The sequence below is a fragment of the Pseudomonas sp. WS 5146 genome (genome assembly GCF_012985495.1).
GTDB lineage: Bacteria > Pseudomonadota > Gammaproteobacteria > Pseudomonadales > Pseudomonadaceae > Aquipseudomonas > Aquipseudomonas edaphica.
Window position 1 is genome coordinate 388,473 of sequence record NZ_JAAQWL010000005.1, and the last position, 19,547, is coordinate 408,019.

17 protein-coding genes are annotated in these 19,547 nt (G+C 61.1%); 9 read left to right on the forward strand and 8 right to left on the reverse strand.

Going from position 1 to position 19,547, the window contains the following annotated elements; all coding sequences use genetic code 11:
• Positions 1–26: 26 nt before the first annotated feature.
• Together HBO41_RS16540 and HBO41_RS16545 are read right to left on the reverse strand one after the other, a co-directional pair.
• Positions 27–1,331 (reverse strand): serine/threonine transporter, encoded by a 1,305-nt coding sequence (locus tag HBO41_RS16540; RefSeq protein ID WP_017135170.1) that lies wholly within the window; start codon positions 1,329–1,331, stop codon positions 27–29.
• A 62-nt stretch (positions 1,332–1,393) separates the two neighbouring features.
• Positions 1,394–2,770, reverse strand: a complete 1,377-nt coding sequence (locus HBO41_RS16545) for an L-serine ammonia-lyase (RefSeq protein WP_099548465.1) — start codon at positions 2,768–2,770, stop codon at positions 1,394–1,396.
• 137 nt (positions 2,771–2,907) lie between these two features.
• On the opposite strand from HBO41_RS16545, the gene HBO41_RS16550 reads away from it, so the two are divergent.
• Together HBO41_RS16550 and HBO41_RS16555 are read left to right on the forward strand one after the other, a co-directional pair.
• Entirely contained in the window at positions 2,908–3,855 is a 948-nt protein-coding gene (locus HBO41_RS16550; protein ID WP_169986958.1) for a LysR substrate-binding domain-containing protein, read from the forward strand.
• Between the two features lie 212 nt (positions 3,856–4,067).
• The gene (locus tag HBO41_RS16555) at positions 4,068–4,478 is read left to right on the forward strand and encodes an HPF/RaiA family ribosome-associated protein (RefSeq protein ID WP_017135168.1); all 411 of its coding nucleotides are present in this window, start codon (positions 4,068–4,070) and stop codon (positions 4,476–4,478) included.
• Between the two features lie 58 nt (positions 4,479–4,536).
• Here the strand turns inward: HBO41_RS16555 and HBO41_RS16560 are convergent, their stop codons facing one another.
• Positions 4,537–6,048 (reverse strand): MFS transporter, encoded by a 1,512-nt coding sequence (locus HBO41_RS16560; protein WP_169986960.1) that lies wholly within the window; start codon positions 6,046–6,048, stop codon positions 4,537–4,539.
• A gap of 105 nt (positions 6,049–6,153) precedes the next feature.
• Here HBO41_RS16560 and HBO41_RS16565 point away from each other — a divergent pair, with 105 nt between their 5' ends.
• Positions 6,154–7,026 (forward strand): LysR family transcriptional regulator, encoded by an 873-nt coding sequence (locus tag HBO41_RS16565; RefSeq protein ID WP_017135165.1) that lies wholly within the window; start codon positions 6,154–6,156, stop codon positions 7,024–7,026.
• Positions 7,027–7,540: 514 nt separating this feature from the next.
• Here the strand turns inward: HBO41_RS16565 and fecA are convergent.
• The 3 genes from fecA to HBO41_RS16580 all read right to left on the reverse strand — a co-directional run bounded on the left by fecA (position 7,541) and on the right by HBO41_RS16580 (position 11,397).
• The gene (gene fecA / locus HBO41_RS16570; RefSeq protein WP_169986962.1) at positions 7,541–9,877 is read right to left on the reverse strand and encodes a TonB-dependent Fe(3+) dicitrate receptor FecA; all 2,337 of its coding nucleotides are present in this window, start codon (positions 9,875–9,877) and stop codon (positions 7,541–7,543) included.
• Between the two features lie 93 nt (positions 9,878–9,970).
• Positions 9,971–10,912, reverse strand: coding sequence for a FecR domain-containing protein (locus tag HBO41_RS16575; protein ID WP_169986964.1), 942 nt, complete (start codon positions 10,910–10,912; stop codon positions 9,971–9,973).
• Positions 10,909–11,397 carry a sigma-70 family RNA polymerase sigma factor gene (locus HBO41_RS16580; RefSeq protein WP_099548693.1) on the reverse strand — a complete coding sequence of 163 codons (489 nt, stop codon included), beginning with the start codon at positions 11,395–11,397 and terminating at the stop codon, positions 10,909–10,911. Before HBO41_RS16580 ends, HBO41_RS16575 begins: the two co-directional genes overlap by 4 nt.
• Positions 11,398–11,568: 171 nt before the next feature.
• On the opposite strand from HBO41_RS16580, the gene HBO41_RS16585 reads away from it, so the two are divergent.
• The 6 genes from HBO41_RS16585 (at position 11,569) to HBO41_RS16610 (ending at position 17,838) form a co-directional block, all read left to right on the forward strand.
• Entirely contained in the window at positions 11,569–11,871 is a 303-nt protein-coding gene (locus HBO41_RS16585) for a DUF3649 domain-containing protein (protein WP_026013535.1), read from the forward strand.
• Positions 11,868–13,436 carry a PepSY domain-containing protein gene (locus HBO41_RS16590; RefSeq protein ID WP_169986966.1) on the forward strand — a complete coding sequence of 523 codons (1,569 nt, stop codon included), beginning with the start codon at positions 11,868–11,870 and terminating at the stop codon, positions 13,434–13,436. Before HBO41_RS16585 ends, HBO41_RS16590 begins: the two co-directional genes overlap by 4 nt.
• Entirely contained in the window at positions 13,437–13,763 is a 327-nt protein-coding gene (locus HBO41_RS16595; protein WP_169986968.1) for a DUF3325 domain-containing protein, read from the forward strand.
• 7 nt (positions 13,764–13,770) lie between these two features.
• Positions 13,771–14,349, forward strand: a complete 579-nt coding sequence (locus HBO41_RS16600; protein ID WP_169986970.1) for an RNA polymerase sigma factor — start codon at positions 13,771–13,773, stop codon at positions 14,347–14,349.
• On the forward strand, positions 14,346–15,323 hold the full coding sequence (locus HBO41_RS16605) for a FecR family protein (RefSeq protein WP_169986972.1): 978 nt from the start codon (positions 14,346–14,348) through the stop codon (positions 15,321–15,323). The genes HBO41_RS16600 and HBO41_RS16605 overlap by 4 nt, the downstream gene beginning before the upstream one ends.
• Before the next feature lie 274 nt (positions 15,324–15,597).
• A complete protein-coding gene (locus HBO41_RS16610; protein ID WP_169986975.1) occupies positions 15,598–17,838 on the forward strand; it encodes a TonB-dependent receptor in 2,241 nt (746 codons plus the stop codon).
• A gap of 211 nt (positions 17,839–18,049) precedes the next feature.
• On the opposite strand, the gene HBO41_RS16615 is transcribed toward HBO41_RS16610, so the two are convergent.
• Together HBO41_RS16615 and yejK are read right to left on the reverse strand one after the other, a co-directional pair.
• Complete coding sequence (locus HBO41_RS16615) at positions 18,050–18,400, reverse strand: glutaredoxin family protein (protein ID WP_099548478.1); 351 nt, start codon at positions 18,398–18,400, stop codon at positions 18,050–18,052.
• Positions 18,400–19,404 (reverse strand): nucleoid-associated protein YejK, encoded by a 1,005-nt coding sequence (gene yejK, locus HBO41_RS16620; protein ID WP_003171997.1) that lies wholly within the window; start codon positions 19,402–19,404, stop codon positions 18,400–18,402. Before yejK ends, HBO41_RS16615 begins: the two co-directional genes overlap by 1 nt.
• Between the last annotated feature and the right edge of the window lie 143 nt (positions 19,405–19,547).

A 19,547-nucleotide genomic window follows, 5' to 3' on the forward strand; every position in this document is an offset into this window, starting at 1 on the left:
ACAGGGGGTGTGGGTTGTGTTCGATTTCAGGGCAAAACCGAAAAAACGATCGCAGACAGCGCAATCAACCCGATCAGCACCACAAACACATTCGACACCTGACCCGAATACTGGCGCAGAGATGGCACGCGGCGGATCGCGTACATTGGCATCAGGAACAACAGGCACGCGATGATCGGCCCGCCCAGGGTTTCGATCATGCCCAGGATGCTCGGGTTGAAGGTCGCCACGGCCCAGCAGGTCAGGACCATGAACAGTGCGGTGCAGCGTTCCAGCCCTTTGGACGACATCGAGCGGTTGCGCCCACGCAGGGATTTGACGATCAAACCCTGGAAGCCTTCGCTGGCGCCGATGTAGTGGCCGAGAAAGGACTTGGTGATGGCCACCAGCGCGATCAACGGCGCGGCGTAAGCAATCACTGGCGTCTGGAAGTGGTTGGCGAGGTACGACAGGATCGAAATGTTCTGCGCCTTGGCGGCCGCCAGGTCAGCCGGCGACAGGGCCAGTACGCAGCTGAAGCAGAAGAACATCACCGTCAGCACCATCATGCCGTGGGCGGTGGCGAGGATGCCGCTGCTTTTGCGTTCGGCTTGTGGGCCGTAGACGCGCTTCTGGTCAACGGCAAAGGCGGAAATGATCGGCGAATGGTTGAAGGAGAACACCATCACCGGGATCGCCAGCCACAGGGTCTTGAAGAACAGCGGCAACGGCATGCCTTCGCTGGCGGAAGCGAAGAACGCGCCGTTCCAGTTGGGGATCAGGCTCACGGCCAGCAACAGCAGGGCGGCGACGAAGGGGTAAACCAGCACGCTCATGGCTTTGACGATCACGCCCTGGCCGCAGCGCACAATGGCCATCAGGCCGAGGATCAACACCAGCGACAGAATCGCCCGAGGCGGCGGGGCCATGTGCAGTTGGTGTTCCATGAAGCTGCTGAGGGTGTTGGTCAGCGCCACGCTGTACACCAGCAGGATCGGGAAAATCGCGAAAAAGTACAGCAGCGTGATCAACTTGCCCGCGCCCACGCCGAAGTGTTCTTCGACCACTTCGGTGATATCACCGGATTTGCCCGACAGCACAAAGCGCGTCAGCCCACGGTGAGCAAAGAAGGTCATGGGGAAGGCCAGCAACGCCAGCACGATCAGCGGCCAGAAACCGCCAACGCCGGCGTTGATCGGCAGGAACAAGGTGCCCGCGCCAATGGCCGTGCCGTAGAGGCCGAGCATCCAGGTGGTGTCGTGTTTGGTCCAGCCGGTGGTTACGGTGTTATCTAAAACGTTATCTACAGCAACAGCAGGGTTTTCAGCGGCAGGTGTACGTACATCAGTCATCGATATTGCCTCGTTATTATTTTTGCGCGGGCTCACGTAGGGGGCGGGTAGAAGTGCTCCGATCAGCACTCCACCCAGCTGACCGCCAGGCCGCCCCGTGAAGTTTCTTTGTATTTGTCATGCATATCGGCGCCGGTATCGCGCATGGTGCGGATTACCCGGTCCAGGGAAATAAAGTGTTTGCCGTCACCGCGCAGAGCCATTTGCGTGGCGTTGATCGCCTTGACCGCCGCGATGGCGTTGCGCTCGATGCACGGCACTTGCACCAGGCCGCCGACCGGGTCGCAGGTCAGGCCGAGGTTGTGTTCCAGGCCGATTTCGGCAGCGTTTTCCAATTGCTCCGGTGTGGCGCCGAGGATGTCGGCCAAGCCGGCAGCGGCCATGGCGCAGGCCGAGCCGACTTCGCCCTGGCAGCCGACTTCGGCACCGGAGATCGAAGCGTTCTTCTTGCAGAGAATGCCCACGGCAGCGGCTGCCAGGAAGAAATTGACCACATCGTCATCCGACGCATCGGCGTTGAACTTCATGTAGTAATGCAGCACGGCCGGGATGATCCCTGCTGCGCCATTGGTCGGCGCGGTCACCATGCGCCCACCGGCGGCGTTTTCTTCGTTGACGGCGAGGGCGAACAGGTTGACCCATTCCATGGCCGACAAAGTGGAGGTGATCACATTGGGTTTGCCGATTTCCAACAGGCTGCGGTGCAATTTCGCCGCCCGGCGTGGCACGTCCAGGCCGCCTGGCAAGATGCCTTCATCGCGCAGGCCTTGCTCCACGCACTCGCGCATCACCGACCAGATATGCAGCAGGCCACTGCGGATTTCGTCATCGCTGCGCCACGCGCGTTCATTGGCCATCATCAGCTCGGAAACCCGCAGGCCGTGCTTGTTGCACAAGGCCAGCAGTTCGACGGCGCTGGAAAAGTCGTAGGGCAATTCAACATCGCTGGTAGGCGCGATGCCCGAGGCTGCTTCAGCCGCTTCGATGATGAAACCGCCGCCTACCGAATAATAGGTTTGTTCACTCAGCAGGCCGTTTTCGCCATAGGCGTGCAGGGACATGGCGTTGGGATGGTAGGGCAGGCTCTCGTCGAGCAGCAGGAGGTCGGTGTGCCAGTTGAAGGCAATGTCCTGCGAGCCTGCGAGCAGCAATCGGCCGGATTCGCGCAATTGCTGAATACGCGCATTGATCGAGGTGGGGTCGACCTTGTCTGGCCATTCGCCCATCAGCCCCATCACGGTGGCGCGGTCGGTGGCATGGCCCACGCCAGTGGCGGACAGCGAACCGTACAGGCGCACTTCGATACGTCGCGTTTCACTGAGCAAATGCTGGTCGGTCAGGGCTTGGGCGAAGGTCGCCGCTGCGCGCATCGGGCCGACGGTATGGGAGCTGGACGGGCCGATGCCCACTTTGAATAGATCGAAAACACTGATAGCCATGCTAAAGCCTTACAAGCAATGGAGTAGAAATCGCTGCCATGTTTTGTAGAGCAGGCGGAATTGGCGCGATACTGAGCCTCTGGATCGGCACTGACCAACGAATTATTCTAAGACACCCTTTAGCAGGACTAAACGCTATGACTCGCCCTCTCCATGGCCAGACCTATGTCTGGCTGCACGTGTTTTCTTGCGCCGCGCGGCATTTGTCGTTCACCCGCTGCGCCGAAGAACTGCACATCACGCCGGGGGCGGTGAGCCAGCAAATTCGCCAGTTGGAAGAGCGCCTGGGCTTTCGGCTGTTTCATCGGCGCGCCCGTGGCGTGGAGTTGAGTGCCGAAGGGCAGCGGTTGGCGGCGACGGTGGGCGAGGCCTACGGCAGCATCGATGCGGAGTTGCAGCGGCTGGACGCGGGGATGATCAGCGGTACGTTGCGATTGCGTTCAATCCCGTCGTTTCTCGGCAAATGGCTGACCCCACGTTTGCCGCGTCTGCAGCAGCGCTTCCCGGACATCCAACTGCGCATGGTCGCCGAAGACAGCAGCATCGCCCTGCACGAGGGCGACTTCGACCTGGCCATCGACTTGAACGACGGCAGCTACCCCGGCCTGTTATCCACAGCCCTGCTCGATGAACAGATCTTTCCGGTGTGCGCGCCGAGCCTGCTGCGCGGGAGGCCGCCGCTGCATGGCCCGGCGGACCTGGTGCATTTCCCGCTGTTGCACGACATCACCGCGTGGCGTGGGAGTTATGAATACGCCGAGTGGGAGTTTTACCTGAATGCTATCGGCTACCACGACGCCGACGTGCGGCGCGGCCACACCTTCAACCGCAACCACCTGACCATCGAGGCGGCTATCGCGGGTATGGGCGTGGCGATTGCGCGGCGTACCTTGCTCAACGATGAGCTGGAGCGCGGCACCTTGATCGTGCCCTTTGGCCTGGCCGTGCCCAACCACAAACGTTATGTGCTGCTGTATGCACCGGGCGCGTTGAGCCACCCGGGCGTGCGTGCGGTGCATGACTGGCTGGTAGAGGAAGCAGGGGTTTTTCGCGGATTGCACCCGTTGGGAGAGGGGCAATTGTAAGGTTCGCTGAGCGTAAGAAGATGTAACCAACTCCCCACCCTAACAGCGTTTTTGCTCGTCGTCAGGGTTAATTTGTAATGTGGGATTTATCTTTGCAAAGGGCTTGAAATGTTCTTCTGACTGCTCAATTGTGTAATCAAGAGGTCATGGTTTCACCACCCCGGTGTCGCAGTTGTGACCTCTCGCGAGCTAGCTGAAATAAGGGAAGAACTATGCAAATCCAAGTCAATAGCGATAACCATATTGAAAGCAGCATCCGACTGGAGGAGTGGGTACGTACTACCATTGAGAGCACGCTCGAACGTTATGAGGAAGACCTGACCCGCGTTGAGGTCTATCTGAAAGATGAAAACGGCGATAAGCCCGGCCCCCACGATCTGAGTTGCCGTCTGGAAGCACGGCCAAAGGGCCATCAACCACTGTCGGTCCTGCATAAGGCCGATACGCTGGAACAGGCGATCGATGGCGCCGCCACCAAGCTTGAGCATGCGCTGGAACATCTGTACGGCAAACTGCGCGGCAAACCACGCGCCGCAGGGCAGAGCCTGCCTGATACCAAGGCTGACGAGGCCGAGCTGGAAGAGGAATTTCTGGAAAACGAACAGGCTGCGCTTAACAGCTGATAGCTGAATGTTTTTTCAACCCCAATAAACGGGCCTGCATCTGCAGGCCCGTTTTCGTTTAGCGGCGCTGCTGGAAGAAGTACCGGCTCAAGCCTGCCAATCCGCAAGCACCGAGGCCGGCAAAGAGCATGGCCCAGCCGGCGCCATGGCGCAGCGCGGCCTGGGCTTGCGCAGGTTCCAGTCCTGCTATATCCAGCTTGCCTGCTGCAATGTTCTGGCTGATGGTGGGCCAATCCAACGCCGTGGTGGCAGGCAGCAGGCTGGAAAGGTGATGGCCGATGCCCAGCAACAGCACCAGCCCCATCAAGGCGATGTTCAGCGCCAGCGTGATCAGCCGCGCGCTGAGGTCGATACCCGAGGCCATGCCTGCGCGGTCGGCCGAGACGGCTCCGGTGGTGGTGTTGGTGGTAGGTGAGTTGGTCAGCGCCAGTCCCACGCCTGCTAACACACAGCTCAACAGCACTAAGACGATACTCGGTTGCTGCGCCGCATTGACTGCCGCCATGGTGATAAACCCTGCGCCCATCAAACCCAGGCCCAGCGGGATAATACGTTCGGCGCCGAAGCGCAGGGCCAGGCGTTCAGCCAGCGGCGGCACCAGCAAGGTCGGCAGCGTGTAGGCCAGCAAGGCCGCGCCGGTGGTCAGCGTGTCGTAGCCCAGGCCGGCCTGGAAGTAGAGCGGCAGGTAGATCATGAAGGGCCAGAAACTGAAATTCATGCCGATCGACCCCATCAGCGCGCCGTTGAAGCGCTGGATGCGGAACACCGAAAAATCGAACATCGGGTGCGCGCTGCGTCGCTCAACCATGATGAACAGCAGCAGCCCGACCAGCGACAAACCGGCCCAGCCAAGCATCGCCGGGCTGCCGAAGCCGTTTTCGCTGCCCTGAGTAATGAAATACACCAGGGCGAACACCGACAGCGTCAAGGTCAGCATGCCGGCGATATCCAGCCGATGGCCGGCCGGGTCGCGGGATTCCTGCACACTGATGCGCAGCAGCAGCAAGGTCAGCAGCGTGAGCGGCACATGCACCAGGAACACCCAGCGCCAATCCGCGACTGCCAGAATCAACGCGCCGACCATCGGCCCGAAGCCCAGGCCCACGCCCGCGATCACGCCCCATACCGCGAAGGCCCGCGCGCGTGCCGCCGGTTCGCGGAACTGGTGCGACAGAATGGCGAACTGGCAGATCATCATCGCCCCGGCGCCTATGCCTTGCACGAAACGCGCGGCGATCAGTGTGGAAGCCTCATTGGCCAGCCCGCAGGCCAGCGAAGCCAATCCAAACAGCCACAGGCACAACACCAGCATGCGCCGCCGTCCAAAGCGGTCGGACAGGGTGCCGGCGGCCATCAAGACGCTGGTGCAGGCCAGGGTGTAGGCGTTCATGATCCATTGCGCATCCTGAAAACCGGTGCCCAACTGCTGTTCCAGGGTTGGCAGGATGACCGGCACGCTGGAGATCTCCAGGCCGAACATCAATGCCACAAGGCACACGGCGGTGAGTGCCAGGCCATCTCTGGCGGTGCGCGGGGCACTGACGGCGGATACGGTGGCGGCGGGCGGCATGGGATATTCCTTTTGCTTGGGGGAGAGCGCTATTCTCGCGGGAGCAGAATTCTTTATTCGTGATAAGTTTTCCTTTGATAAGGGAATTAAGGGCGACAATTAAGCATGGCCACTCCGCGTTTTGATGGTGTTGAGCTCTTTCTGCAAGTCGTCGAGAGCGGCAACCTGACCGAGGCTGCCGAACGACTGAACCTTACGCGTTCGGCCGTGGGTAAAGGCCTGGCGCGCCTCGAAGCGCGCTTGGGCACTCGCCTGTTGCAGCGCTCCACCCGCCGCCAGCGTCTGACTGAGGATGGGCAGGCGTACTACGAACATTGTTTGCGTGCGCTGGCAGAGCTGGAAGCTGCCGAATCGGTGTTGGAGAGCGGCCGGCAACAGCCACGCGGGCGTTTAAGGGCGAGCTTGCCTTTGGCTTTCGGTCATCATTACGCGGCGCCAGCGTTGTGGGGGTTGATGGATCGTTACCCGGCGTTGGAGATCGAGATTTCGTTTTCTGACCGGCTGATCGATCTCGCACAGGAAGGCTTCGACGTGGCCGTGCGCATTGGTCCGCTGCCGGACACTGACCGCCTGAGTGCGCGTCGCCTGGGCGAACAGTCTGTTGGGCTGGCAGCTTCACCGGCCTATTTGCAGCGGGTCGGGCCAATCAACGCTATCGACGACCTCGCCGCCCACCGAGGCATTGCCTACCGTTGCAATACCTCGCAGCGCCCCGGTGTGCCTTCGCTGTTGATGCTCGACGACCTCCAGGCCGTGGCCGATGCCGCGATTGCGGGCGTGGGCCTGGCCTGGTTGCCGAGCTGGTTGATTGCGCATTACGTGCTGCGCGGGCAACTGGAAGCGGTACTGCCAAGCCACCGCGACCAGCCTGCGCCAATCCACGTGATCTGGCCGACGGCCGCACACATGCCAGCCAAGACGCGCTGCGCCATCGACGCCTTGGTGGCCGGCACCCCGAGTTGCCTGGCAGGCAGTTAGAGTCGGCCAATGCAGATCTAAACGACAATGCCGATCCCCTGTGGGAGCTGTCGAGCTTTAGCGAGGCTGCGAAAGCGGTGGGGCAGGCAACTTATGTGTCGCCCGTGCCGCCGCCTTCGCAGCCTCGCCGGGGCTCGACAGCTCCCACATTTGAGCCTTGTCGCTGGCGGGATTTGTGTATGACGCGATGGCCCTACGAACTGAGATCTAACCATCACAGCCGATCCCCTGTGGGAGCTGTCGAGCTTTAGCGAGGCTGCGAAAGCGGTAGGTCAGGCAGCTTATGTTTTGCCAGTGCCGCCGCCTTCGCAGCCTCGCTGAGGCTCAACAGCTCCCACATTGGATCTTTGTCGCTGGCGGGATTTGTGTATGACGCGATGGCCCTACGAACTGAGATCTAACCAACACAGCCGATCCCCTGTGGGAGCTGTCGAGCTTTAGCGAGGCTGCGAAAGCGGTGGGTCAGGCAACTTATGTGTCGCCCGTGCCGCCGCCTTCGCAGCCTCGCCGGTACCTAAAACGCGATGGAGGTCTGCACGTACACCGTGCGCGGCTCGCCTACATATTTGCCTTTGTTGTTGTCGTCGAACGAGCGCGTGAAGTACTGCTTGTTGAAGATGTTTTTCACTCCGACCGCCACGTTCAAGTCCGACAGTTGCGGGCCGAAGTCATACGCTGCGCGGCTGCTGAACAGCATGTAGCCGGGGATACGCCCGTTGGCGCCGTCGGCAGTTTCGGCCTGGGTGTTGGCGTTGTCGGCGAACTGGCTGCTCTGGTAGCTGCTGTCGACATTGAGCTTCCAGCGGCCTTCGGTGTAACCCACGCCCAGCGTGCCTTTGTGCTTGGACGAGAAGGGCACGCGGTTGCCTTTGTTCGGGCCGTCTTCGCGGATGGTCGCGTCCACATAGGCGTAGGTGGCGTACACGTCAAAGCCCGCGAGCGCCGGGCTCAAGCCGTCGAGGGCGTAGTTGATGCTCGACTCGATGCCCTGGTGGCGCGTTTCGCCACGGGCGATCACCGTATCGTTGGTCTGGTTGCTGTCGTACTGGTTGTCGAAGTTGATCAGGAACGCGCCGATTTCCGCACGCAGGCTGCCGTTGTCGTAGCGCGTGCCGAGTTCCCAGGTGCGGGCTTTTTCCGGTTTCACTTCGCCGCTGCTCACGCGGTTGGGCATCTGGCTGTATTGCACGCTGCCGAACGAACCTTCGGTGTTGGCGTAGAGATTCCAGTCTTCGGTGAGGTGATAGAGCACGTTCAACGCCGGCAGCGCGGTGTTGTAGTCGCCCTTGTATTTGACGTTGCTCAGGTTGTTGGTCTGCTGGGACTCGATCATCTCGTAGCGCACGCCCGGCGTGATGGTCCACTTGCCGATATCAATGCGGTCGTCGATGAAGAACGCGTTGGCTTCGGTGGCGCCACGGGTGTCGCGGTCGTTGCGGCTGTTGGTGTTGGGCAGTTGCTGGTTGGCGCTGATCGGCGTGCGGTAGCGCATCTCATGGCCGGCCTCGCTGATGTAGCGGTAGCCAACGCCCACTTCATGGCTGGTAGGGCCGAGGTCGAAGCCTTGGGCGAAGCGCGTTTCCAGGCCGCGTACCCAGTACTCGCGCGGGGACAACGACAGGAAGTTGCCCTGGTCCAGGTAGCCATTACGCAACGTGGTGGTGAAGAAAGTGTTGGCAGTGAATTCGCGGCGGTCTTCCTGGTAACGGTAGCCGGCGTTGAACATTGTGCGGCGGCCCCAGAACTTGTCGTAAGGGCGGGTGGATTGGTAAGGGTCAGCCTTGTAGTCCTTGACGTTCAAGCCGCCGGGCATATCGGCCTGGCCCTCGTAGTACTGCGCCATGGCGTTGAAGCTGTTGGCGTCATCCAGCTGGTATTTGCCCTTGAGGATCAGGTCGTCGATGCGCGTGTTGCTGTTTTCGCGCCAGTCGCCGCCACGGGTGCCGGAGTACAGGATCGCACCACCCAAACCGTTATCGGCAGTGCCGCCAGCCAGCAGGTTACCGGTGGTCTTGAAGCCGTCATGGCTGGAGGACGGGCTGGTCTCGGTCTGCAAACCGCCTTTGACGGTCGGCGTATCCGGGATTGCACGGGTCACGAAGTTGACGATGCCGCCGACGTTCTGCGGGCCGTAGCGCACGGCACCGCCACCGCGAACCACGTCTACGGCGTCCATGTTGCCCATGCTGATCGGCGCGAAGGACAACTGCGGCTGGCCATAGGGCGCGAACGGCACCGGAATGCCGTCCATCAACACGGTGGAGCGCGAGGCCAGGCGCGGGTTGAGGCCACGAATACCAAAGTTAAGCGCCATGTCATGGCTGCCGGTGCCGTTGTTTTCCGGGGCGTTGACGCCGGGGATGCGGTTGAGCACATCGCGGGCCTGGGTGGCGCCTTGGCGTTCGAACTCTTCGCGGCGGATCACATCACGGGCGCCAGGGTGCTCGAACACATTGGTTTGCGCCGCATCGCCAAGCCAGTTACCGACCACGCTGGAGGTTTGCAGCTCCACGGTCGCAGCCGCACTGGCCGGTTGCAGGCTGTAGGCCTTGTCGCCCTCGGCGCGGGCTTGCAGGCCGGTGCCTTCCAGCAGTTTTTGCAGGCCTTCGTCGGCGCTGTAATTGCCCGACAAACCACGGCTCTGCAGGCCGGCCGTGACTTGCGAACCGAACGAAATCAGCACGCCAGCTTCGCGACCAAATTGATTCAGCGCCGCTTCCAGCGAGGCTGGTGCGATGTGATACGGCTTGGCCTCGGCCGCCACCACCTGAGGCAGTACGGTAAAACTGAGGCTGGCGCCCAGTAACAGTTGGCGCAAGGTGCGGGCGAGAGGGGGCGGCTGCTGGGGCATTACGTGCGGTCCTGAGAAGGAAGGATCAAGGGGGCTTTCCTTCTCTGTCACGCGAGGTGTGGAAAACGGCTCACTGTTATTGAAAATAATTTTTCAGGCGCGGGCCTGAACGGTCACCCAGTAGCGCGTAAAGCGCCGCACCTTGACCGGCAGGCTGACTTCCAGCAGGTCGAGAATGCGTTCGCTGTCGGCCAATGGATAACTGCCGGACAACAGCAGGTTGGCCACTTGCGGGTCGCAGTTGAGCTGGCCCCGGCGATAACGGCCAAGCTCTGCGAGGAAATCGTCCAGGCGCATATGCGCCGCCACCAGCATGCCGTCGGCCCAGGCGCCGCTGTTGGCGTCGTTCGGGCGCGGCGTGTCCCAGCCTTTGCGGGTGAAATTGACCTGGCGCGCGGCCTCGACGGTCAACGGCAAACCGCTGTAGCTGTTGGGCATCACGTCGACATGGCCGTCAAACACCGCCAGTTGAGTATGGTCGTTGAACTGGCGCACATTCAGCCGGGCGGCCTGGCTGCTGAGCAAACCCTGGCCGGTGAGTACGCGCAGCGGCGTATCACCTGCGCGCGCCGTCAGCAATATCTCGCCTTCGAGCACGCGGATCAGGCGCTGCTGCCGATCAAAATGCACATCCACCGCACTGCCGGTATTGAGCTGCAACTGGCTGCCATCGGCCAATTGCACCTTGCGACGTTCCCCAATGGGGCTGCGGTAGTCGGCGCTCAGCGGCGGCAAAATATGCTGTTGGCGCAAGCCCCATGCGGCGGCTGAACCCGCGCCGAGAATCAGCAACAGCTTCAGGGCCTGGCGTCGGCTACTCGATTGCGGCGCGTTCAGCGCTGCGTGAGCGAGAGGCGAGGGCATGCCACGCAGGCGCTGGTTGACGCGTTGGATATGGTCCCATGCGCGCTGATGTTCACTGTGGGCATTCAGCCAGTGCTGCCACGCCGCTTGCTGGCGCGGGTTAAGCGTACCTTGCTGCATTTTCATCAGCCAGTGCACAGCCTGTTCCGCAACCTGGGTAGAAAAGTTCATAGGGCGAAGTAGCAGCGCATCGCTGCTTTATTCAGATGGCGTTTGACCGTGGCAATGGAGATGCCCAGTTCGGCGCCGATTTGCGCGTAGGTCAGGCCGTCGAGCTGGGCCAGCAGAAAGGCGCGCTTGACCTGCACGGGCAGGCCGTCGAGCAGTTGGTCCAGCTCCACTAGCGTTTGCAGGATGATGGCGCGGTCTTCTTCCGAGGGCGCCACGTGTTCGGGCATCTGCGCGAGGGCATCGAGGTAGGCGCGCTCCAGGTCCTGGCGGCGGTAGAAGTTGAACAGCACACGTTTGGCCACGGTGGTGAGGAAGGCGCGTGGCTCGATCAGCGTGGGGGCTTCGCGGGCCGTGAGCACGCGGATGAAGGTGTCTTGCGCCAGGTCCGCCGCGCTTTGCGGGCAGCCGAGTTTGCGTCGCAACCAGCCGGTAAGCCAGAGGTGATGGTCGTGGTACAGGACTTCGACGGTGTTGGACGGCTGCAACGCGTTCACTCCGAAAGTATCTATGCACTTTAGAGAACAAGAATTGTTCGCATTGTAAGGGGCGTGATACGCGTTCGGCAATCCATGCGGGCAGGTGATTCATCCGTTCTCTTTTGCTTATGAGAATATTTATCATTAATATTGCGCGCTGATGAATCTGGCGTCTCCCCGATGAAAAGCAAACCCTCACTGGCCGTCTCTTACCGCCTCGCCGTCACCTCGCGTGCATTGGCCGCTGTGGTCGGCGGCTATCTGATGGCGTCGCTGGCGGCCGTGTGTATGGCGCTGTGGATGCCCACCTCGCGCGCCGACGCGGTGATCACCGGGATGATGAGTTCGTTTGTGTTCTATCTGCTGGCCGTCATCTGGTGCTTCGCCTGCCGCACAGCCTCGCGCGCCTGGTTTGGCGTGATGCTGCCGAGCGCGTTATTTGCCACCCTGGCGGGCGTGGGTTTTTGGATGGCACGCACATGAAAGAGGGCTTTCGCCAGGCGATGGCCTGGTTGCACACCTGGGCCGGCCTGATCTTCGGCTGGCTGCTGTTTGCGATTTTTCTGACCGGCACCCTGGCCTATTTCAAAGACGAAATTACCCACTGGATGCAGCCCGAAGTGCAGGCCCATCCGCTGGACGCGGCGCGCAGCCTCGCCGCCGCGCAAACCTATCTGCAGCAGCAGGCGCCCAACGCCGCGCGCTGGTTTATCACCCTGCCCAACAGCCGTGACCCTGGCCTGTCGGTGATGTGGCAAGACAAGATCGACCCCGGCAAACGCGGCAACTTCATCCAGAAAGTCCTCGACCCTGTCAGCGCTCAACCGGTCCAGGCTCGCGAAAGCATGGGCGGCGATTTCTTCTACCGCTTCCACTTCCAGCTGCAAATGCCTTACCCATGGGGCCGCTGGCTGTCGACGATCGCCGCGATGGTGATGTTCGTCGCGCTGATCACCGGGATCATCACCCACAAGAAAATCTTCAAGGACTTCTTCACCTTCCGCCCGCGCAAGGGCCAGCGTTCGTGGCTCGACGGGCATAACGCAGTGGGCGTGCTGGTGCTGCCGTTTCACTTGATGATCACCTACAGCAGCCTGGTGATCTTCATGAACATGGTGATGCCGGCGCCGATCCTGGCCTCGTATGGCAACGACAGCCGCGCGTTCTTTAACGAAGTGTTCCCCAATACCAACAATGCGCCGGCGCTCGGCCAACCGGGCAAGTTGCTGCCGTTATGGCCGATGTACGAGCAGGCGCGCACGCAATGGGCCGGTGGGCATGTGGGCCGTTTGGTGGTCAACAACCCTGGCGATGTGAACGCGTCGGTCAATGTGGTGCGGGCCGGCTCCGACCGTGTGGTGCATGATTTTGGCAGTAGCGTGTCATTCAACGGCAGCACCGGCGAGTTGCTGCGGGTCAGTGGCGAGCAATCGCTGCCGGCGGCGATTGGCGGCAGTTTCTATGGCCTGCACATGGGCCATTTCGCTGGCCCGGTGCTGCGCTGGCTGTACTTTATCTGTGGCCTGGCGGGCACGGCGATGATCGGCACCGGCCTGGTGATCTGGCTGGGCAAGCGCCAGCTCAAGCACGCTAAAACCGGGGTTATGCCGTTTGAACTGCGGCTGGTGGAAGTGCTCAACATCGCCAGCATGTCTGGCTTGATGATCGCCATCGCGGCGTTTTTCTGGGCCAACCGCCTGTTGCCGGTCAGCTTCGCCGAGCGTTCCGACTGGGAAATACAAACCTTCTTTATCGCCTGGGGCCTGAGCCTGCTGCACGCCGTATTGCGCCGTGGTCGCCAGGCTTGGGTCGAGCAACTGAGCTTCGCTGCGCTGCTGTTTGTGGCGATCCCTCTGCTCAACGCACTGACCACCTCGCAGCACTTGGGTACGTCATTGGCCAAGGGTGACTGGGCCATGGCCGGCTTCGACCTGACCTGCCTGGCCAGTGGCCTGTTCCTCACCTGGGCGGCGTGGAAGATGCAGCACCGCACGCAACCCAAGGCCGAACGCGTGCGGGCAATGGCGCTCAAGCAGGAGGCGCACTGAATGCTGCTCGCCCTGTTGATGTGCTACGCCGGGTTTACCGCGTTGTGCCTGGCCACCGACCGCCATCACGGCGAGTTGCTGCACAGCAAGCCATCGCCCGCGCGGCGCTCAAGCCTGCGCATGGCCGGTTGGTTGTTGCTGGCCGTGTCGATCTGGCCCGCTGTCGCCGCTTCAGGTTGGGCCCAAGGGTTGGTGGAGTGGTGCGCGGTGTTGATGCTCAGCGCGCTGCTGCTGGTATTGCTGTTGCCGTATCGGCCAAGGCTGGCCTTGACCCTGGCGGGCGTGGGCCTGCTGGCCAGCCCTGTTGCAGCCTTCGCCTTATTCTGAGCCTGTGATGATGATCAGCACGCCACCCGAATCCCAAGACCGCCCGCACACCGATGCGGCAGGCGGGCGTGCGCATTTTTTGCAGGTGTTTTTGTCCCAGCGTTCGCAAATGGAAGCCCTGGTCAGCCGCCGTGTGGGCTGCCGTGCCACGGCGGCTGATTTGGTACAGGATTTATTCCTGCGCTTCTGGCGCCGCCCGTTGGTCCAGGTCGAAGAGCTCAGCACTTACCTGCTGCGCTGTGCCGGCAACATTGCCATCGACCATTTGCGCAGCGAAGGCGCCCGCGTGCGCAGCAACGAAGGCTGGTTGCCGGAACAACAGGGCAACCAGGGCTGCGAACCACAGGCAGCGCTCGAAGCGGGCAATGACCTGCGCCATGTCGAAGCTGCCTTGCGCAGTCTGCCGGAGCGCACCCGGCAGATTTTCCTGCTTAACCGCATCCATGGCCGCAAGTACGCAGAAATCGCCAAGGCCATGGGGTTGTCCCAAAGCGCCGTGGAAAAACATATGATGCGTGCCCTCGAAGCCTGCAAGGCCAGCCTTCGCGAACCATTGCCCCCACGCACGCCAGGGAAAGCACCGTGAACGTAACCCCCACGCCCGCCCAGGAGCAGGCCGCACTCGACTGGCTGAGCCTGTTACACGACCAGCCCAGCAGTGGCGACCAGGCCACCTTCAGCCGTTGGTTGCGGGCCGATCCTGCCCACGTCGAGGCCTATTCCCAGGCTCAGGTGCTGTGGGAGCTGAGCGAAGTGCCGGCGCGCACACTGGCGGACGAAGACGCCCTGGCCTTGCAGGGCTACCTCAATGCGATGAACACCTCGAAACGTTCGCGCACCCTGCGCTGGTCCGGCGCCTTGGCCATGGCCGCTTGCCTGCTGGTGATGGTGTCGATGGGCGCCGGGTGGCAGCCGTCGCGCTGGGTGGATGATTTCGGCGCCGATTACGTGACCGCGCCGGGTGAGGTCAAGACCGTGACCCTGGCCGACCAGTCCCAAGTGACCCTGGATGCCGACAGCGCCATTGCCGTGGATTTCAGCCACGGTGAGCGGCATATCCAGCTGCGTCGCGGTGCCGGATTTTTCAGCGTGACCCACACCGGCCAGTCCTTTGTGGTCGAGGCCGACAGTGGCGAAGCGCGGGTGTTGGGCACACAGTTCGAAGTGCGCCTGCAACCGGCTGGCGCGCAGGTGACGGTGTTGTCCGGCCGGGTTGGCGTGACACCGTCCAGGCAAGGCCAGCAGCAGGTGCTGACGGCAGGCCAACAGGTGGCTTACGCCGACGGTGTGGCCGAATCGATGCACGCGGTCGACAGTGAATCCCGCCTGGCCTGGCGTGACGGTTGGCTCAATTACTACAAAGCGCCGTTGGCTGACGTGGTCAAGGACCTGAGTCGTTACTATCCGGGGCGCATTCTGTTGCTGAACGACGAGATGGGCGCCAAGCGTGTCAGTGGCAGTTTTCCGAGCAAGGACCCAGTGGCGGTTTTGAATGCCCTGCAGGCGGTGCTGGGGTTTGAACAGCACACACTATTAGGCCGAATGATTGTGTTGCGTTAGACACGAACGGTTTGCTGGCCACCTTTTTTCCAACTGTTTTCCTCGCGATCATTTCCTGCCGGCAGTTACAGGCCAGGTATCACGCTGCCTGTAGATCCTTCACTTAACCTTCATCGCAATTGCCAAAACCTGTCACCAAACCGTTACACGCGCCAAGGATGATCCTCGGATTCCTGAGCAGATGGTCAGGAAGGCTGGCGTCGCCGTTCACCCGGTTCTGACAGCCAGTACCGCCCTCCATAACAACAGATAGATGCACGTAAGGGATCTACTTGTGAAGATCAACACACTCTCTGCCCTGCTGTTTGCATCGGGCCTAGGTAGCTTTGCGCCATTGGTTTTGGCAGACACCACGCAGGACGTTGGCTCGGTGGACATCGCCGGTAAACAGACCCTGGGCAACGGCCATATGATCCGCGAAGAAAGTGCCAAGGCGCGGTCGACGGTGACCAAGGAAGCCATGGACCAGATGTCGTCGACTGCCAACGCCATCGATAAGCTCAAATACACGCCGGGCATCAACGTTTCCAGTGATGACGCCAGTGGCACCAGCGGCACCAACTTCACCATGCGCGGCATGAACTCCGACCAGATCGGGGTTTCCGTCGACGGTGTGCCGATCAACGATTCGGGCAACTACAGCGTCTACTCCAACCAATTGGGCGACCCGGAAAACCTTGCGGAAGTATTCGCGACACAGGGTTCTTCGGAAGCTGACGGCCCGCACATCGGTTCCAGTGGCGGCAACATCGGCATGATCACCATCCGGCCGACCAAAGAGGCCGGATTGTTCGCCAAGCAGATCGTCGGCGCCAACGACTTGCGCAAGACGTTCGTGCGGGTCAATACCGGCGATTTCGGCGGCCTCAAGACCTGGGTCTCGGCGTCGCACCTGGAAGGCGACAAGTGGCGTGGCAAAGGCACCCTGCGCAGCGACAAGGTCGAGTGGAGCAGCCTGTTTGAAGATGGCAGCGGCAACTCCACACTGGCCACGATCAAGTACAACAACCAGGAAAACTACAACTACAACTCCTTGAGCAAGTCGCAGTTCGACACGGATGGGCGGCGCAAGGACTACTCGGAAACCCCGGTGTACAAATCCGGTTTACTGTCGTCTTCCTACAAGCTCAATCGCAACCCTTTCGAAAGCGTGAATGCCACGCTCACCCAGCGCTGGCAGTTGCAGGACAACCTGGCGCTGACGGTCACGCCCTATTACTACTGGGCCAACGGTGGCAGTTTCAGCGGCCAGACCGCATCGAACCTGGGGCCGAAGTCCGACAAGGCTGGCAACTACGACCTGAGCAACCTCAAATCGCTCAACTACTACCGCCCTTCGTGGACCGAAACCTGGCGCCCAGGCGTTACCGCCAAAATGAAATGGGACATCAACGAAGAGCACAGCCTGGACTACGGCTACTGGTATGAGCGCGCACGCCAGCGCCAGAGCCAGCCGTTTATCGGCATCAACGGCGAAGGCGCACCCGATGACGTGTGGGGCGACTACAACGGCGGCGGCCAAGTAGTCGACAAGAACGGCGCGACGGTACAAGGCCGTCATTACTACACCGTCACGCCGGCGCAGAAGCTCTGGGTGCAGGACAGCTGGCAAGCCACGCCAGACCTGAGTTTTGTCGGCGGCGTGGCCTATCAGTACGTCGAGCGGGACGGCAACAACCTGGGTAGCCTCTACGACAAGCCGGAAAAACGTAACACCCGTTACCACCAGTTCCTGCCGAATTTCAGCGCCAAGTACCAGATCGACGAGAGCAACCAGGCGTTCTACAACGTCACCCGCAACATGCGCACACCGCCGAACTACGTGCTGTACAACAAAGGCGATTCGGTAAGCCTCAAGCCTGAGTTGAGCTGGAACCAGGAACTGGGCTGGCGCTTCACCGAAGACGATGTGGCGCTGAGCGCGACGCTGTTCTACATCAGCTTCAAGGACCGCCAGTTGTCGACCACCGACCTCAACGGCGACTACGCGGTAATCAACGTCGGCAAAGTCGACAACAAAGGCCTGGAGCTGGAGTGGAGCGGGCTGTTGCCGCATCACTTCAACTACTACGCGTCCTACACCTACACCCAGTCTGAACAGAAAGACAATCTGCTCAGCAAGAACGTGTTGTTGCCCACCGCCGGCAAGCAGCTGGCCAACGTGCCGGAAAACATGTTCAACCTGGTGTTTGGCTACGACGACTCGCGCTTCTACGGCAACGTTGCCGGCAAATACGTAGGCAGTTTCTACGGCGATTTGACCAACGACGAAAAAATCTCCGGGCGTACCGTGGTCGACCTCAACGCGGGTATCTATTTGCCGGTGGACAAGAAAGTCATCAAATCCGCGACCCTGCGGCTGTCGATGCTTAACGTCTTCGACAAGGAATACCTGAGCTCGGCGCGTACCGTGTCGTTTAACTCGGCGCCGGTAAGCGGCCTGGCGCCGAGTACGGCGTATTACAACGTCGGTGAAGAGCGTACGGCGATGGTGTCGCTGGAAGCCAACTTCTAAAGACGCTGCAGAACTGAATGTGGGAGCTCGCTTATGTGGGAGCTGGCTTTTTGTGGGAGCTGGCTTGCCTGCGATGCAGGTAACTCGGTCTGTCAGTTACTGCGCGCTGATGCTATCGCAGGCAAGCCAGCTCCCACAAAAGCCAGCTCCCACAAAAGCCAGCTCTCCTACAAACCAGCTCCCACACAAGCGAGATGCTGCAACGGTGGGGTTACTTCAGGGCAGCCATGATCGCATCCGGGTTGTAGTCGCGAATGAGCGTGCCATTGACCTCCACAAACGGAATCCCGCCGCCGCCCAGCGCCTCATACGCCTTGCGCGCCTGGGCGTCCTTCTCGATATCGAACGCCTGGTACGGCACACCTTTCTGATCCAGAAAGCGCCGGATCTGCTTGCAGTAGCCGCACCACTCGGTGGAGTAGAGCACCACGCGCGCTGAGGCGCGTACCTGCTCCGAAACCACCTGCGAGGGGTTGAACAGCCGCTCGATCTTGCCCCAGTGCTGAATCACCACCACCACCAGCAACACCAACAGGACTTTCTTGAGTACCCCGCCCAGCATCAGTTACGGCGCTTGAGCTGGTCGGTCAGTTGGGTCGGCAGGCCCTTGATGATCAAGGTGCCGGCGGCTTCGTCGTATTCGATCTTGTCACCCAGCAGGTGCGCCTCAAAGCTGATGGACAAGCCTTCGGCGCGGCCGGTGAAGCGGCGGAACTGGTTGAGCGTGCGCTTGTCGGCCGGAATTTCCGGCGACAGGCCGTAGTCCTTGTTGCGGATATGGTCGTAGAACGCTTTTGGCCGATCTTCATCGATCAAGCCCGACAGCTCTTCCAGGCCCATCGGCTCGCCGAGCTTGGCCTGGCTGCTGGCGTAGTCCACCAGGGTTTTGGTCTTTTCGCGGGCGGATTCGTCCGGCAGGTCTTCGCTTTCAACAAAGTCGCTGAAGGCCTTGAGCAGGGTGCGGGTCTCGCCCGGGCCGTCGACGCCCTCCTGGCAGCCGATAAAGTCGCGGAAGTACTCCGAAACCTTCTTGCCGTTCTTGCCTTTGATAAACGAAATGTACTGTTTGGACTGCTTGTTGTTCTGCCACTCGGAGACGTTGATGCGCGCCGCCAGGTGCAGTTGGCCAAGGTCCAGGTGCCGCGACGGGGTCACGTCCAGCTCATCGGTCACTGCCACGCCTTCGCTGTGGTGCAGCAGGGCGATGGCCAGGTAATCGGTCATGCCTTGTTGATAGTGGGCAAACAGCACGTGGCCGCCGGTGGAGAGGTTGGATTCCTCCATCAGCTTTTGCAGGTGCTCAACCGCCGTGCGGCTGAAGGTGGTGAAATCCTGGCCACCGTCGAAATACTCCTTCAACCAGCCGCTGAACGGGTGCGCGCCGGATTCGGCATGGAAGAAACCCCAGGCCTTGCCTTGTTTGGCGTTGTAGCTCTCGTTGAGGTCGGCCAGCATGTTCTCGATGGCGGCCGATTCGGACAACTCAGAATCGCGGGCATGCAGAACTGCAGGTGTGCCGTCGGGTTTTTTGTCGATCAAGTGAACAATGCAATGACGGATCGGCATAGGCTTCTCGGCTGGTTGAAGGGGAGCGGTGGGCCTCCCCCAAAAGTCGCCCAGTGTACCGCACCCATTGGCCAAGACGCGCCTGGAAGGCGGTTTTGGACGACCTCCGACGGCCCATATGCCTTTTTTTCACGGTTTAGAGC

Coding starts and splice junctions, on each gene's coding strand:
- HBO41_RS16540 (WP_017135170.1), bottom strand. CDS start 1,331: ATGACTGATGTACGTACACCTGCCGCTGAAAACCCTGCTGTTGCTGTA.
- HBO41_RS16545 (WP_099548465.1), bottom strand. CDS start 2,770: ATGGCTATCAGTGTTTTCGATCTATTCAAAGTGGGCATCGGCCCGTCC.
- HBO41_RS16550 (WP_169986958.1), top strand. CDS start 2,908: ATGACTCGCCCTCTCCATGGCCAGACCTATGTCTGGCTGCACGTGTTT.
- HBO41_RS16555 (WP_017135168.1), top strand. CDS start 4,068: ATGCAAATCCAAGTCAATAGCGATAACCATATTGAAAGCAGCATCCGA.
- HBO41_RS16560 (WP_169986960.1), bottom strand. CDS start 6,048: ATGCCGCCCGCCGCCACCGTATCCGCCGTCAGTGCCCCGCGCACCGCC.
- HBO41_RS16565 (WP_017135165.1), top strand. CDS start 6,154: ATGGCCACTCCGCGTTTTGATGGTGTTGAGCTCTTTCTGCAAGTCGTC.
- fecA (WP_169986962.1), bottom strand. CDS start 9,877: ATGCCCCAGCAGCCGCCCCCTCTCGCCCGCACCTTGCGCCAACTGTTA.
- HBO41_RS16575 (WP_169986964.1), bottom strand. CDS start 10,912: ATGAACTTTTCTACCCAGGTTGCGGAACAGGCTGTGCACTGGCTGATG.
- HBO41_RS16585 (WP_026013535.1), top strand. CDS start 11,569: ATGAAAAGCAAACCCTCACTGGCCGTCTCTTACCGCCTCGCCGTCACC.
- HBO41_RS16590 (WP_169986966.1), top strand. CDS start 11,868: ATGAAAGAGGGCTTTCGCCAGGCGATGGCCTGGTTGCACACCTGGGCC.
- HBO41_RS16595 (WP_169986968.1), top strand. CDS start 13,437: ATGCTGCTCGCCCTGTTGATGTGCTACGCCGGGTTTACCGCGTTGTGC.
- HBO41_RS16600 (WP_169986970.1), top strand. CDS start 13,771: ATGATGATCAGCACGCCACCCGAATCCCAAGACCGCCCGCACACCGAT.
- HBO41_RS16615 (WP_099548478.1), bottom strand. CDS start 18,400: ATGCTGGGCGGGGTACTCAAGAAAGTCCTGTTGGTGTTGCTGGTGGTG.
- yejK (WP_003171997.1), bottom strand. CDS start 19,404: ATGCCGATCCGTCATTGCATTGTTCACTTGATCGACAAAAAACCCGAC.